This is a genomic window from Actinomadura montaniterrae, from assembly GCF_008923365.1.
Classification (GTDB): Bacteria; Actinomycetota; Actinomycetes; order Streptosporangiales; family Streptosporangiaceae; genus Spirillospora; species Spirillospora montaniterrae.
In genome coordinates this window covers 1-13,355 of sequence record NZ_WBMR01000027.1, presented here as the reverse complement: position 1 = coordinate 13,355, position 13,355 = coordinate 1, and the positions used below count along the sequence as shown (strand labels likewise).

The following is a 13,355-nucleotide window of genomic DNA, read 5'->3' as shown; positions in this document are numbered from 1 at the left end:
CCGCCGTCCGCCGTCCCCGCGCGTGCTTCAGAGAGCCGCGGGGACGGGGTCGGGTTCGGGTTCGGGCTCGGGGGCCTTCGGCATGGTCAGGGCGCGGACGCCGGGGACCGCGGCCGTCCCCAGGCAGCTCCCGCCGACCAGCACCGCGCTGATCATCAGGGGGACGGACGTGCCCCACGCGGACGCGGCCAGCGGGGCGAGCGCGTAGCCGAGCGGCGCGGCCCCCAGCGAGAGCAGCCAGTCGTAGGAGGTGACGCGCGCCAGCGACCGCCGCGGGACGGTCAGCTGGACGACGGTCTCCCAGGTCGGGTTGAGCACGCCGAGCCCGGTGAGCGCGAGCCCGTACGCCGCGATGACCAGCGGCGCGGGCGCCGCGACGGCCAGCAGCGCGAGCGGCAGCGCGAACACGGCGAGGCCGAGGTTGGCGACGAGCACGGGCCGGTGCGGCCGGACGCGGGCGGCCAGCAGCGCGCCGGCGACCAGGCCGACGGCGCCGACCTGCACGGTCGCGACCCAGGCGCCCTCGCCGCCGAGCCGGTCGACGGCGATGGCGGGGCCGAGGGTGAGCAGCACGGCGGACGCGCCGTTCCAGATCGCGTGCGCGATCAGGCTCGTCCAGTACCAGTCGCGGGAGCGCACCTCGGTCCAGCCTTCGGCGAGATCGCGGAGCATGCCGCGGCCGGGCTCGCCGCCCGGGCTGTCCGGGCTGTCCGAGCTGTCCGGGGCGGGGGCGCGGCGGACGCGGGCGAGGGCGAGCAGCGCGGCGCTGGCGGCGAACGAGGCGGAGTCGAGCAGGAACGTCCAGCCCGGCCCGGCGGTGAGGACGAGCGTGCCGGCGATGGCGGGCCCGGCGAGCCGGGTGGCGCCGTTGGCGGTGCCGATCAGCGCGTTGGCCCGGTGCAGGGCGCCCGCCTCGACCGTGCCGGTGATCATCGGGGAGATCGTCGGGGTCTGGAACGCGGACGCGGCGCCGCCGACCGCCTGCGCGACGGCGAGGTGCCAGAGCCGGGGGTGGCCGCCGAGCAGTTCGAGCGCGGCGAACAGCTGCGCGCCGCAGCCGGCGAGGTCGGTGGCGACGGCGACGGTGCGGGCGTTGAGCCGGTCGGCGAGGACGCCGCCGAGGGGCAGCAGGAGCAGGCGCGGCACCATCGCGCAGCCGAGCACGAGGGCGAGCGCGGAGGTGGAGCCGGTGGCGCGCAGCACGGCGAGGGCGAGCGCCGCGGGCACGGCGGCGTCGCCGGTGAGGGACAGCACGCGGGCGGAGAACAGCAGCCGGAAGTCCCGGCCGCGCAGGGGATGGGCCATGCCCCGGAATGTAATTCGACAGCGAACTATTCGTCAAAGAATTATTCGCCACGGAAGTGATGGGGGTCGTACGATCCGTGCATGGGCGGCAGCAGGAGCGGCGGGCCGGAACCGCGCGACCGGGGGGCCGGCGCGGACCCGCGTGACCAGGCAGGCGGCGCCGAACCGCGCGACCGGACCGACGAGCACATCGTGCGGTGGACGCGGATCCTGCCCGACCTCGATCCGGACATCGAGGGCTCCGTCACCCGGATGGTCCGCTTCGTGGAGCACATCAGGCGGGTGAAGGACCGCTCGCTCGTCGAGTACGACCTGCACCGGCACGAGTACGACACCCTGCAGGCGCTCGGCGGCAGGCACGGCACCGCCGCCCCCTCCGAGCTCGCCGCCGACCTCGGCATGCCGCCGAACTCGGTCACCGGCCGGCTGGACGCGCTGGAGCGGCGCGGGTTCGTCCGCCGGACGCCGTCCGCGACGGACCGGCGGCGCGTCCAGGTCGAGCTGACCGACGAGGGCCGCGCCGCGTGGCTCGGCGCGATGGGCGGCGTCGGGCACGAGGAGTACCGGCTGCTCGGCGGCCTGACCGCGGACGAGCGCCGCACCCTGGCGGACCTCCTGCGGCGCGTGATGGTCCGCGCCGAGCAGGAGGCCCGGGAGAGCTGACGGCCGAGCCGCGAGCGCCCAGCCCGCGGCCGAGCCGGGCGGCCGAGCCGGGCGGAGCCGCGCCGACGGCCGGGCCGCGAGGGCCCGCCGCCAGGGTCCGGCCGGGGGAGGCGGCGGTCATGCCGCGTGGACCGGCTCCGGGTAGTCCTTCAGCTTGATCGACGTGGCGGCCTGCGTGGCCAGCTTGTCGAGGACCCTCGTGAGCGGCCCCCGGGTCAGCAGCTTGTACACGGTGGCGCGGCGGCGCAGCGCGCCCGCGCTCTTCGGGGCGAAGAACCCGCCGACGCCGCCCGCGACCCGCTGGCACGCCGTGGTGAACTTCTTGATCTCCTTCTCGTAGGCGGCGAACGCGGCGCGGTGGTCGCCGCCGGCGGCCGCCAGCTCGCCGGCCAGCACGTACGCGCAGACGACGGCCAGCCCGGTGCCCATCCCGCCGCAGGTCGCGCCGTACCCGGCGTCGCCGAGCAGCGCGACGCGGCCCTTCGTCCAGGAGTCCATCCGGACGATGCTGATCGAGTCGCAGTAGAAGTACGGCGCGTTCCACATGTCCTGCAGCAGGGTGCCGGTGTGCCAGCCCATGCCCTGGAACCGGTCGGCCAGCGCGCGCTTCTGCCCGTCCACGTCGCGGTGGTGCGGGCGGAGGCGGTCGTCGGTGAACACGCACATCACGTTCGCGCCGGCGCCGCCGCGCGTCGGGTAGGCCGACACACCGCGCCCGACCTCGCTGTACAGCTTGCCGGTGTCGAGGCCGAGCCGGTTCGGCGCCTCGAAGATCGCGACGTGGTGGCCGGAGTCCTTCACGAACCGCGACTCGTCCCCGAAGGCGAGCCGCCGGACGTTGGAGTGCAGCCCGTCCGCGCCGATGACCAGGTCGAACACGCGGGGTGCGGCGCGCTCGAAGGTGACGTGCACGCCGTCCCCGGTGTCGGCCATCGCCGCGATCGAGTCGCCGAAGACGTACTCGACGCGGTCGCGGGTCAGCGTGTAGAGGATCTCGGCGAGGTCGCCGCGGTGGATCTCCACCTCGCCGCCGGTGAAGGAGTCCGGCAGGCTGACCTGGACGCGCCCGTCCGCGTCGATCAGGTCGAGCGCCCCGCCGTGCGTCTGCCGCCGCCGGATCTCGTCCAGGATGCCCATCTTCTCCAGCACGCTCAGGTGGACCGCGCCGCGGAAGTCGACGGCCTGCCCGCCGGGCCGGATCGCCGGGGCCTTCTCCACGACCGTCACCCGGTGGCCGTGCCGGCTCAGCCAGTAGGCCAGGGACGGGCCCGCGATGCTCCCACCCGAGATCAGCACGTTCATGGTCATCGTCGTCTCCGTTCGTCGTCGCCGTCGACACAGAGACTCGGCGGGCGCGCTGACCGCCGGCGCACCGCTCGCTGACCGCGGTGCGTCCGGCGGGGTCAGCCGGCGTCAGCCCAGGTCAGGCGGGGCCAGTCCAGGTCGGGCGGGCCCAGCCCACGTCAGGCGGGCTCATTCGGTCGTGAGGACGAGCCGTCCGCGCAGGCCGCCCGCCTCCAGCCGCTCGTGCGCCTTCGCGGCCTCTTCCAGCGGATACGTGCCCGCGACGCGGAGCGTGAGCCGGCCCGCGTCGACGAGCGCGGACAGCTGCTCCAGCCGCGCGCCGTCCGCCCTTATCCACACGTTGTGGACGGTGATGCCGCGCAACGGCACCGGAGCGGCCGGCCCGCCGCTGACGGCGACGAACACGCCGCCGCCGCGCACCGCGTCGAGCGCCGCGATCGACAGGAGCGCCGCGTCCAGCGCACCGTCCACCCCGCCCGGGACGAGCGCGCGCACCGCGTCGCCGAGGTGGGGGCCGCGCGGCACGAACCACTCCGCGCCCAGCCCGCGGACCAGCGCCTCGTCCGCCTCCGACGCCGCCGCGACGACCCGCAGCCCGCGCAGGGCGGCGAGCTCCACCGCGAACCCGCCGAGCGCGCCCGCCGCGCCCGTGACGAGGAGCGTGCTCCCGGCCGGGAGGTCCAGCAGGTCAAGGGCCTGCGACGCGGTGAGCCCGTTCAGCGGGAGCGTCGCGGCCTCGGCGAACGACGCGGAGCGCGGCGCGCGCGCGACGGCCGACGCGTCCAGGACGATCGCGTCCGCGTAGGCGCCGAGCGGGACATCCAGCCGGTCCCGCAGGCCGACGACCCGGTCGCCGGGCGCGAACCGGACGACGTCCGGGCCGGCCGCGTCGACGGTCCCGGCGACGTCCCAGCCGATGCCGATCGGGCCGCGCGAGCCGAACGGCGGCATCAGCCCGGCGTCGGCGAGCAGCCCGGCGCGGGTCGCCGCGTCCACCGGGTTCACGCCGGCCGCCGCCGTCCGGATCCGCACCTGCCCGGGTCCCGGGCTCGGCTCCCGGGCCTCGACGATCTCCAGCGCGCCCGTTCCGCCGGGCTTCTCCACGATGATCGCGCGCATGCCGAAACTCCGTTCCTGACGTGGGAGGGAGCGGGGATGACCCCCGCGGATGAGCACACTGTCACCCGGAACATCGCGGCGCCGGAAGAGGTTACTTACGAGTGCGATCGGCACCCGGAGGTGAGCCCGCAGCATGACGACGATGACCGCGGCCGAGCGGCGCCAGGAGGCGAAGGCCGCGTTCGACTCCTACATGGACGCCTGCCCGACCCATGACGTCCTCGGCGTGATCGGCAACAAGTGGACCTCGGTGGTCCTGTTCCAGCTGACGCAGGGGCCGCGCCGGTACGCCGACCTCGCGCGCGCCCTGCCGGGCGTCAGCGCCAAGATGCTCACGCAGACGCTCCGCTCCCTCGAGCGGGACGGGTTCGTGGCGCGCAGCGTGACCCCGTCCGTGCCGGTCCAGGTCGAGTACGCGCTGACGCTGCTGGGCGAGCGCCTCGTCCCGCTGCTCGCGTCCGTCCGGCATTTCGCCGAGCACAACATCGCCGAGATCCGCGCCTCCCGCGAACACTACGACGCCGCCGCGGACTGACCCCGGCCACCCGACGACGCAGCACGTTCCTGAAAGCGCCCGCGCGGCGCGGCAGGCCATGATCCCCGGGTGAGCGCATTCGGCGAGCGACCCGGAGGTCGAGCATGCCCACCGCAATGATCGCGGTCGTCGCGGTCCTCTTCCTCGGGATGGGGGTCTACGGCCTCGTCGCCCCGGCCGCGCTGGTGGCGGCGCTCTGAAGCCGGGTTCGGGCGGGCCGGCCAGGTGTTGATCGCTAGGCTGAAACCCATGAAGAAGTGGGAGTACGCGACCGTTCCGCTGCTGGTACACGCGACCAAGCAGATCCTCGACAACTGGGGCCAGGACGGGTGGGAGCTCGTCACCGTCCTGCCGGGCCCGAACCCGGAGAACCTGGTGGCCTACTTCAAGCGCGAGATCCAGTCGTAGCCGCCCGGATAATTGATCAGCAGGCACCCGATGAGGCCTCAACGAGGAGGAACGCCATGAGCACGCCCGAAGAGCGCATCACCGAGCTGGGGCTGGAGCTGCCGGAGGTCGTCACGCCGCTGGCGTCGTACGTCCCGACCGCGCGGACGGGCTCGCTCGTCTACACCGCCGGGCAGGTCCCGCTGGTGAAGGGCGAGATCAAGGTGACCGGCAAGGTCGGCGCGGAGGTCTCCGCCGAGGTGGCCGCCGAGCAGGCCCGGATCTGCGCGCTGAACTGCGTCGCGGCGCTGAAGGCCGAGCTCGGCGAGCTGTCGCGGGTGGTGCGGATCGTCAAGGTCGTCGGGTTCGTCGCGTCCGCCCCGGACTTCTACGGCCAGCCGCAAGTGATCAACGGCGCCAGCGACCTGCTGGGCGAGGTGTTCGGGGACGCGGGCAAGCACGCGCGCAGCGCCGTGGGCGTCGCCGTGCTGCCGCGCAACGTGCCCGTCGAGGTCGAGCTGATCGCCGAGGTCTCCTGACCCGCGGCGGGACCGCCGCCCGCCCGTGGCCGGGCCCCTGGTCCGGGGCCTGGCGGACGGGACGCCGGGGTTGACGGAATGCCATTCGGTATGTCCGAATGAACCGCCATGAGTGCGACGAGTTGGGCGGGGCGATGGTGAACGGGCTGAAGCTGCCGGAGACGATGCGGGACCAGATCGACGACATCCTGTCCGGCAGGGTGCGGCCCGCCCCCGCCCGGCACGCCGCCACCGTCGTCGTCCTGCGCGACCACGACCGGTACGGCCTGCAGGCGTTCATGCTGCGCCGGGTGCGGTCCATGGCGTTCGCGCCCGGCGCCTACGTCTTCCCCGGCGGCTCGGTCGACCCGCGCGACGGCGAGGCCGACCTCGCCTGGTCCGGGCCGTCCCCGGCGGAGTGGGGCGCGGCGTTCAAGGCCGACGAGAAGACCGCCCGCGAGCTGGTGTGCGCGGCGGTCCGGGAGACGTTCGAGGAGACGCTCGTCCTGCTGGCCGGCCCGACCGGCGACACGGTCGTGGACGACACTCGCGGCGACGACTGGGAGGCCGACCGGCAGGCACTGCTGGACCGGTCCCAGTCGTTCGGCGGGTTCCTGGACCGGCGCGGCCTCGTGCTGCGCTCGGACCTGCTGCGCCCGTGGGCGCACTGGATCACCCCGAAGATCGAGCCGAAGCGCTACGACACCCGGTTCTTCGTCGCCGCGATGCCCGAGGGGCAGCGCGCGCGCGACGTCAGCACCGAGGCAGACCAGGTCGCGTGGGTGCGCCCGGCGGAGGCCGTGGAACGCGCGCAGGCCGGTGAATGGTTCATGCTGCCGCCGACCCTGGCGACGCTGAGCGAGCTGGCCGCGTTCGGCACGGTCGCGGACGCGCTCGCCGCGCCCCGCGAGATCATCGTGCACGAGCCCACCGCCGAGATCATCGACGGCGAGGCGTGGCTGGTGCTGCCCGAGAAGGCCGCCGAGTACTACCCGAAGGGCTAGGAGCCCGACATGACGCCGGGTCCAGAGCGCGAGTCCGGGGGCGGGCCGTGACGCCGGGGGGCGGGGCGTGACGCGGCGGGTGCCGTGGTCGCGGGCCGTGATGTGGCGGCTGGCCGGCACGTCCGTGCTGCGGCACCTGGAGACGCTGGGCTGGAACCCGGTCCGCCACCCCGATCGGGCCTCGGGCAGGATGGGCGATATGAGCGAGATCGATGGGATGGGTACGGAGCGGGCGACCTGCGTGCTCGCGCCGAACCCGTCCGCGATGACCCTGGACGGCACCAACACCTGGATCATCGGCGAGCCCGGCGCCGAGGAGGTCGTCGTCGTCGACCCCGGCCCCAAGGACGGCAAGCACCTGCGCCGCGTCGCGGACCTGGTCGCCGGCCAGGGCCGGCGGGTCGGCCTCGTCCTGCTCACCCACGGCCACCCCGACCACTCGGCGGGCGCCGCGAAGTTCGCCGAGCTCGCGGGGGGCGGCAAGGGGGGCGGCGTCAAGGTGCGGGCCCTCGACCCGGCGCACCGGCTCGGCGACGAGGGGCTCGGCGAGGGCGACGTCGTCACCACCGGCGGCCTCGAACTGCGGATCATGGAGACCCCGGGCCACAGCGACGACTCGCTCACGTTCTGGCTGCCGGCGGACCGCGCCGTCCTCACCGGCGACACCGTCCTCGGCTACGGGACCACCGTGCTGGAGGGCAAGCTCGGCGACTACCTGAGCTCGCTGGACCGGCTGCGCGCGTTCTCCGCCGACCAGGACGCGGCCGTGATCCTCCCCGGGCACGGCCCGAAACTGGACGACCCGCTCGCCGCCCTCGACCACTACATCGACCACCGGCGCGAAAGGCTCGCGCAGGTCGAGGCCGCCGTCGCGGCGGGCGCGCGCACGGCCCGCGAGGTCGTCGAGGTCGTCTACGCGGACGTAGACAAGTCGCTCTGGCCGGCGGCCGAGTGGTCCGTCCAGTCGCAGCTGGACTACCTGAACGAGCGCCCCTGACGCTCCGCGCGCCGCTGGGCGGAGGCCGGGACGGCCGCCGGCGCCGGCCTCGCCGGGCGGGCGGCCCCTACTTGGAGCGCTTGCGCAGCCGCTCGATGTCGAGGATCACCACGGCGCGCGCCTCGATCCGCAGCCAGTTGCGCTGCGCGAAGTCCGCGAGGGCCTTGTTGACCGTCTCCCGGGACGCGCCGACGAGCTGCGCCAGCTCCTCCTGCGTGAGGTCGTGATGCACGTGCAGGCCCGCCTCGGACGGCTGCCCGAACCGCTCGGCGAGGTCCAGCAGCGCCTTCGCGACCCGGCCCGGCACGTCGGTGAAGACCAGGTCGGCCATCACGTCGTTGGTCTTGCGGAGCCGCTGCGCGAGCGCGCGCAGCAGCTGCACGGCGACCTCGGGGTGCCCGGTCAGCCACGGCCGCAGGTCGTCGTGGCCGAGCCCGGCCAGCCGGCACTCGGTCACCGCGATCGCGCTGGCGGTGCGGGGCCGCGGGTCGAACAGCGACAGCTCGCCGAACATCTCGCTCGGGCCGAGCACGCTCAGCAGGTTCTCCCGGCCGTCCGGCGCCGTCCGGGTCAGCTTGATCTTGCCTTCCAGGACGACGTACAGCCGGTCGCCCGTCTCCCCCTCGTTGAAGAGCGTCTGGCCGCGGGCCAGGCGCACCTCCGTCACGTTGGCGCGCAGCGCCTTGGCACCCTGCTCGTCGAGGGCCTCGAAGAGCGGGGCTCTGCTCAGAACGTCCACGTCGCGGTCGGTCACGCTTCTCCTCCTCGAAACACCTACATGCATAGTGTGACGTACGTCCCACCGCGTACGTGAAGGTAGGGTCACGGCGCGCCGAAACGCAGGACCGCCTCCACGATCCCGTTCGCCCAGTGTACGGACCATCCGGTGAATGCCATCACACCGGTCTCATCCCCGTTTTCCGGACGGGCCGGCGCCGCGGGCGGGTGCTCTATCGTGATCGGGTGCCGCAGTCCTCGCCCTCCCGGCTCCCGCGGGGCCGCCACGCGCTGTCCCGTGCGGAGGTCGACCGCGTCCACCGCGGGCGCCTGCTGTCCGCCATGGCCGAGGCGATGACCGAGAAGGGGTACGCCGGCACCTCCGTGGAGGACGTGCTGAAGCGGGCCCGGGTGTCCCGGCAGAGCTTCTACCGGCTGTTCTCGTCCAAGCTCGACTGCTTCATGGCGGCGTTCGACCAGGCCGGGCAGCTGGTGCGGGACCGGCTCGCGGAGGCGGCGCAGGGCGGCGCCGACCCGGCCGACCGGTTCGAGCGGGCGATCACCGTGTACCTGGACGTCCTCGCGTCCGAGCCGGGCTACGCGCGGGTGTTCCTGGTGGAGGTGTTCGCCGCCGGCCCGGAGGCCGTCGCGCGCCGCTCCGCCGTCCAGCGCGACCTGGCGGCGGCGCTCGCCGACCTGATGGGCGCGACCGGGGAGCGGGCGCGGTTCGCCTGCCAGGTCGTCGTCGCGGCGGTCGGGACGATGGTGACCCCGGCGGTCGCGTCCGGCGACATGGCCGCCCTCCGCGCCGTCGGCCCGCCGATCGTCGAGCACGTTCGCGCCCTCGCCCGCTCCGGCGTCCTCGACGGCTGACCTCAGCGGGAGGGTGCGGCGGTGATCTCGGCTCGGATGGTCGGGGCCGGCGGGAGGGTGAAGGTCAGGCGGCCGGACGCGGTGGCCTTCGTGGTGATGCGGCGGGTTCCGGTCGTGACGGTATAGCGGGCGCCCGGGCGGTAGGACGCGGGCGTGGTGACGGTCGCGGTGCCGCTCGACCTCAGGGTGAAACCGGTGGACGTGGCGCCGCTGAGCTCGCTGAACTCCCGGGGTGCGCGCCGGTCGAGGGAGACCGTCCAGCCCCACTGCGTCCAGGACCGGTCGATCGAGGTGTAGGAGACGCTCGCGGGCGGACGGGCCGGGTGGGCGAACGCGCGCATCAGCGGGCCGATCTCCTGGCGCAGGTCCCGCGCCCAGTAGGGGAACGTGTGCGTGCCGAAGGTGTAGTCGTCGAACCGGCTCGGGATGCCCAGCCGCTGGATCCGGCGGTGGAAGGTCAGCGTCGACTGGTGGGTGAGGGCCTCGATCCCGACCGCCGCCGGGTCGGGGATCCCCTGGTCGAGGGGCCCGGGGAGGCCGGTGGCGGTGTAGAGCGACAGGCGGGTCGCGCGCAGGTTGGCGGCGAGGGTGGCGGGGTCGTGGCCGCGCCAGTTGATCGCGTCGGCGAACCGCGAGCCGAAGATCGCGTCGGGCGGGACGCCGTCGTCCACGGCGGCGACGTAGGAGATCACGCCGTACGCGCCGGCGGCGGTGACCGGGTCGTAGGCGATGTCGGGGGCGCCGGAGAACGACGTCGCGGACCCGAACATGTCGGGATGCCGGGCGGCGTAGCTCATCGCGCCGAACCCGCCCTGCGACAGGCCCGCGACGGCCCTGCCGCGCCGGTCGGCGACCGTCCGCAGGTTGCGGTCGATCCAGGGGACGAGCTGCCCGACGTGGAACGTCTCCCATCGGGACGGGCCGAGCTTGGTCTTCGGGTCGGCCCAGTCCGTGAACCAGCCGCCGCCGTCGCCATCGAACCCGGCGTCCGGCATGACGGTGATCAGCGGCTTCCCGGCGGTGGTGGCCTCGGCGTCACCCTTCTGGACCCAGTCGTACGCGCGCCCGCCCGTCCCGTGGAACAGGTACAGGACGGGATACCGGGTGGTCTTCCGCGCGTCGTAGCCCGCCGGGAGCAGGATGCGGACGTCCACGGCCCGCCCCAGGGCGGCGGTGCCGACCCGGACCGCGTACTGCCGGTCGTCGATCCGCTGGACGCGCTCCACATGGATGCCGGCGGCGTCGGCGAACCGCACGGACGCGGCGGCCCGCGCGGCAGTGGGCTGGGCCGCGGCGGCGGGCTGCCATGCTCCGGCGGCGATCGCCAGGCCAGGGGTTCCCGCGAGCAGCAGCGTCGTGGTGATGAACCGTCGTGTGCGCATTCGGGACCTCCCGGGGGCTGGGGTCAGCGTCGCGGACGGGGCTGGTCGGGACGCACGCGCAGCGCGGTGATCACGGTCGCGAGCATCTCGTAGTGGCCGGCGAGCATGCACAGCTCGACGCATTCGGGTTCGGAGAGCCGGGCCCGCAGGCGCGCCCAGGTCTCGTCGGAGAGGTCCTGCCGGTGGTGCAGCTCGTCCGCGGCGGCGAGGACGGCCTGCTCGCGGGGCCTCCAGCCGTCGGCGTCCGGGCCTTCCTTGACGCGTTCGACGTCCGCCGCGCGGACTCCGGCGCGGCGCGCGAGCCGCACGTGGTGGTCGAACTCGTAGCGGCATTCGCGCAGGTGGGCGACGCGGAGGATCACCAGCTCGGTCTCGCGGCGCTTCAGCTTGCCGCCCGGCATGAGGCGCCCGCCGAACCAGAGCCAGCCGCGGAACAGGCCGCGCTGCCGCGCGAGGGTCAGGAACAGGTTGGGCGGGCCGGTTCCGGCGACCCGTCCGGAGACCGCGCAGATCAGCCAGTTGAGCGGCCCGACGTCGCGGCGGCCGCCGGGCGCGACGCGCGGCGCGTCCGGTTCGGCGCTCACAGCGCGCGGTCCGCTTGCGGGGTGGTCAGGGCGGCGTGCTCCTCGCGCGCGATCTCCAGCGCGCGGCGCAGGCTCGGCTGGACGGTCCGGTCCAGCAGGGGCTGGATCGCCGCGCGCGCGGGCAGCGCCCCGGCCACCCACCAGGGCGCGACGATCCGGCGGGACCGGCGGGCGATGCCGCGCTCCAGCGCGTCGATCCCGGCCTTGAGGGGCGCGACCCGCGACACCATCGCCCCGCGCGCGCCCTGGGAGAGCGTCGCGGCGGCCTCGGTGCCGAACCCGCGGCTGGTCATGTCGGTGTCGAGCTCGCCGAAGTAGGCGACGCCCGCCTTGGCGCCCCAGGGCCGCAGTTCGATGCGCAGCGTGTCGCCGAGCGCCTCGACCGCCGCCTTGGACGCGCTGTAGGCGCCGAGCAGCGGGAGGTGGAGGGCGGCGGCGAGCGACGCGACGCTCAGGGCGTAGCCGCGCCGGTGGCTGATGTGGGGGCCCGCGGCCGACAGCGTGTTGTGGACGCCGAGCACGTTGACCCGCAGGCTCTGCTCCAGCACCGCCGGGTCGCCGCCGATCACCGGCATCTGTGCGGCGACGCCCGCGTTCGCTACGACGACGTCCAGGCCGCCGAGCGCGCGCGCCGCTTCGTCTACGACGGTATGGACCCGGTCGCGGTCGGTCACGTCGCAGGTCCACCAGGGGGCGTCGCCGCAGGCGGCGGCGACGGGGCCGAGCAGGTCCGGTTCGAGGCCGGCCAGGGCGACCCGCGCGCCGCGCTCGTGCAGCCGGGCCGCGAGCGCCGCGCCGATGCCGCGCGCCGCCCCGGTGATCAGCACGCGCCGGCCCGCGAGGGTGGCCGCCCAGCGTGCGGAGTCGTAGATCATGCCGGGACGGTAGCATAAAAAAACAGACCCGTCTTTTTAAGCCGGGCACAGGTGCGCGTCCTGATGCTCAGGAAACTTCCGGAAACTTCGTAATCAAGTGAGTGTTCGGGCGTCTTACGGGGCGGCGGATGGCGACCTACGAGGGTTGTGATCAGATGCGTGCTCTGGGTTGGATGTCGTCGTGGTGACAGGCGCGGGGACCGCGGGGACCGCGGGGACGGAGCCGGACGCCGATCTGGCGGCAGCCGCGGGCGCGGGCGACGAGCGGGCCTCGGACGAGCTGTACCGGCGGCACCATGCGGCGGTCCTCGGCTACGCCCGCGGGCTCGTCCGCGACCAGTACCTCGCCGAGGACCTCGCCAGCGAGGCGTTCACCCGGACGCTGGCGGCGCTGCGGCAGGGCCGCGGCCCCCGCGAGGCGTGCCGCCCCTACCTCTACACGGTCGTGCGGAACGCCGCCGTGGACTGGGCCCGCACCGACCGCCGCACCGTCGTCACCGACCAGGTCGCCGAATGGGCCGACGGCCCGCCCGAGGAGCTGCCCGACGTCGACGAGATGGACGCCCTCGTCCGCGCGTTCCGGTCGCTGCCCGAGCGCTGGCAGACCGTCCTGTGGCACACCGTCATCGAGGACGAGCCCGTCCAGCGCGTCGCGGAGATCCTCGGGATGGAGGCGGGCGCCGTCGCCCAGCTGTCCTTCCGGGCCCGCGAGGGGCTCCGGCAGGCGTACCTCGCCGCGAGCTGCGAAGGGCACCCGGACTGCGCCGAGTACACCGCGCAGCTCGCCGCGTCCGTCCGCCGGCCGGGCCGCCGCCGCAGCCGCGCGCTCCGCCGTCACCTGGAGTCCTGCGAGCGGTGCCGCCGTACCGCGGAGGAGATGGCCGACCTGAACGGGCGGCTGCGGCGGGCGCTCCCGATCGGCGCCGTGCTGCTGGCCGCCCCGACCGCCCCGTTCGGGGGCCTCGCCCCGGCCGCGTCGTTCCCCGCCTGGGCCGTCCCCGCGGGCGTCGCGGCGGCCGCGGCGGCGGGCGTCCTGGCCGTCCTGTTCGCCACGGGCGGTGGCGGCGACGACCCGCCCGGCACGCCCCGGG

General features: G+C 74.8%; 15 protein-coding genes. 8 read left to right on the top strand and 7 right to left on the bottom strand.

Features of this window, described 5'->3' with window-relative positions:
• Window positions 1-27: 27 nt before the first annotated feature.
• Window positions 28-1,305 carry an MFS transporter gene (locus F9B16_RS12700; protein ID WP_151540238.1) on the bottom strand — a complete coding sequence of 426 codons (1,278 nt, stop codon included), beginning with the start codon at window positions 1,303-1,305 and terminating at the stop codon, window positions 28-30.
• 81 nt (window positions 1,306-1,386) lie between these two features.
• Here F9B16_RS12700 and F9B16_RS12695 point away from each other — a divergent pair, with 81 nt between their 5' ends.
• The gene (locus tag F9B16_RS12695; RefSeq protein ID WP_151540237.1) at window positions 1,387-1,968 is read left to right on the top strand and encodes a MarR family winged helix-turn-helix transcriptional regulator; all 582 of its coding nucleotides are present in this window, start codon (window positions 1,387-1,389) and stop codon (window positions 1,966-1,968) included.
• Window positions 1,969-2,085: 117 nt separating this feature from the next.
• Here F9B16_RS12695 and F9B16_RS12690 read toward each other — a convergent pair whose 3' ends face one another.
• Entirely contained in the window at window positions 2,086-3,276 is a 1,191-nt protein-coding gene (locus F9B16_RS12690) for an FAD-dependent monooxygenase (protein ID WP_151540236.1), read from the bottom strand.
• Window positions 3,277-3,441: 165 nt separating this feature from the next.
• Window positions 3,442-4,392 carry an NADP-dependent oxidoreductase gene (locus tag F9B16_RS12685; RefSeq protein WP_151540235.1) on the bottom strand — a complete coding sequence of 317 codons (951 nt, stop codon included), beginning with the start codon at window positions 4,390-4,392 and terminating at the stop codon, window positions 3,442-3,444.
• Between the two features lie 133 nt (window positions 4,393-4,525).
• Here F9B16_RS12685 and F9B16_RS12680 point away from each other — a divergent pair, with 133 nt between their 5' ends.
• The 5 genes from F9B16_RS12680 to F9B16_RS12660 all read left to right on the top strand — a co-directional run bounded on the left by F9B16_RS12680 (window position 4,526) and on the right by F9B16_RS12660 (window position 7,833).
• Window positions 4,526-4,927 (top strand): winged helix-turn-helix transcriptional regulator, encoded by a 402-nt coding sequence (locus tag F9B16_RS12680; RefSeq protein ID WP_151540234.1) that lies wholly within the window; start codon window positions 4,526-4,528, stop codon window positions 4,925-4,927.
• A gap of 249 nt (window positions 4,928-5,176) precedes the next feature.
• Window positions 5,177-5,335 (top strand): DUF4177 domain-containing protein, encoded by a 159-nt coding sequence (locus tag F9B16_RS12675; protein ID WP_151540233.1) that lies wholly within the window; start codon window positions 5,177-5,179, stop codon window positions 5,333-5,335.
• Between the two features lie 56 nt (window positions 5,336-5,391).
• Window positions 5,392-5,853, top strand: a complete 462-nt coding sequence (locus F9B16_RS12670) for a RidA family protein (protein WP_151540232.1) — start codon at window positions 5,392-5,394, stop codon at window positions 5,851-5,853.
• Between the two features lie 164 nt (window positions 5,854-6,017).
• Entirely contained in the window at window positions 6,018-6,836 is an 819-nt protein-coding gene (locus F9B16_RS12665; RefSeq protein ID WP_151540274.1) for an NUDIX hydrolase, read from the top strand.
• Window positions 6,837-6,903: 67 nt separating this feature from the next.
• Window positions 6,904-7,833 carry an MBL fold metallo-hydrolase gene (locus F9B16_RS12660; protein WP_225991582.1) on the top strand — a complete coding sequence of 310 codons (930 nt, stop codon included), beginning with the start codon at window positions 6,904-6,906 and terminating at the stop codon, window positions 7,831-7,833.
• 67 nt (window positions 7,834-7,900) lie between these two features.
• Here the strand turns inward: F9B16_RS12660 and F9B16_RS12655 are convergent, their stop codons facing one another.
• Window positions 7,901-8,617, bottom strand: coding sequence for a Crp/Fnr family transcriptional regulator (locus tag F9B16_RS12655; RefSeq protein ID WP_151540231.1), 717 nt, complete (start codon window positions 8,615-8,617; stop codon window positions 7,901-7,903).
• Between the two features lie 179 nt (window positions 8,618-8,796).
• On the opposite strand from F9B16_RS12655, the gene F9B16_RS12650 reads away from it, so the two are divergent.
• The gene (locus tag F9B16_RS12650; RefSeq protein WP_151540230.1) at window positions 8,797-9,423 is read left to right on the top strand and encodes a TetR/AcrR family transcriptional regulator; all 627 of its coding nucleotides are present in this window, start codon (window positions 8,797-8,799) and stop codon (window positions 9,421-9,423) included.
• A gap of 2 nt (window positions 9,424-9,425) precedes the next feature.
• Here F9B16_RS12650 and F9B16_RS12645 read toward each other — a convergent pair whose 3' ends face one another.
• The 3 genes from F9B16_RS12645 to F9B16_RS12635 are packed head-to-tail and all read right to left on the bottom strand — an operon-like array spanning window position 9,426 to window position 12,264.
• Window positions 9,426-10,805, bottom strand: coding sequence for an alpha/beta hydrolase (locus F9B16_RS12645; RefSeq protein ID WP_192808752.1), 1,380 nt, complete (start codon window positions 10,803-10,805; stop codon window positions 9,426-9,428).
• Between the two features lie 23 nt (window positions 10,806-10,828).
• Window positions 10,829-11,389, bottom strand: a complete 561-nt coding sequence (locus tag F9B16_RS12640) for a carboxymuconolactone decarboxylase family protein (protein WP_151540228.1) — start codon at window positions 11,387-11,389, stop codon at window positions 10,829-10,831.
• On the bottom strand, window positions 11,386-12,264 hold the full coding sequence (locus F9B16_RS12635; RefSeq protein ID WP_151540227.1) for an SDR family NAD(P)-dependent oxidoreductase: 879 nt from the start codon (window positions 12,262-12,264) through the stop codon (window positions 11,386-11,388). The genes F9B16_RS12640 and F9B16_RS12635 overlap by 4 nt, the downstream gene beginning before the upstream one ends.
• 181 nt (window positions 12,265-12,445) lie before the next feature.
• On the opposite strand from F9B16_RS12635, the gene F9B16_RS12630 reads away from it, so the two are divergent.
• The coding region (locus F9B16_RS12630) for an RNA polymerase sigma factor (RefSeq protein ID WP_192808751.1) at window positions 12,446-13,355 on the top strand (910 nt) is incomplete at its 3' end.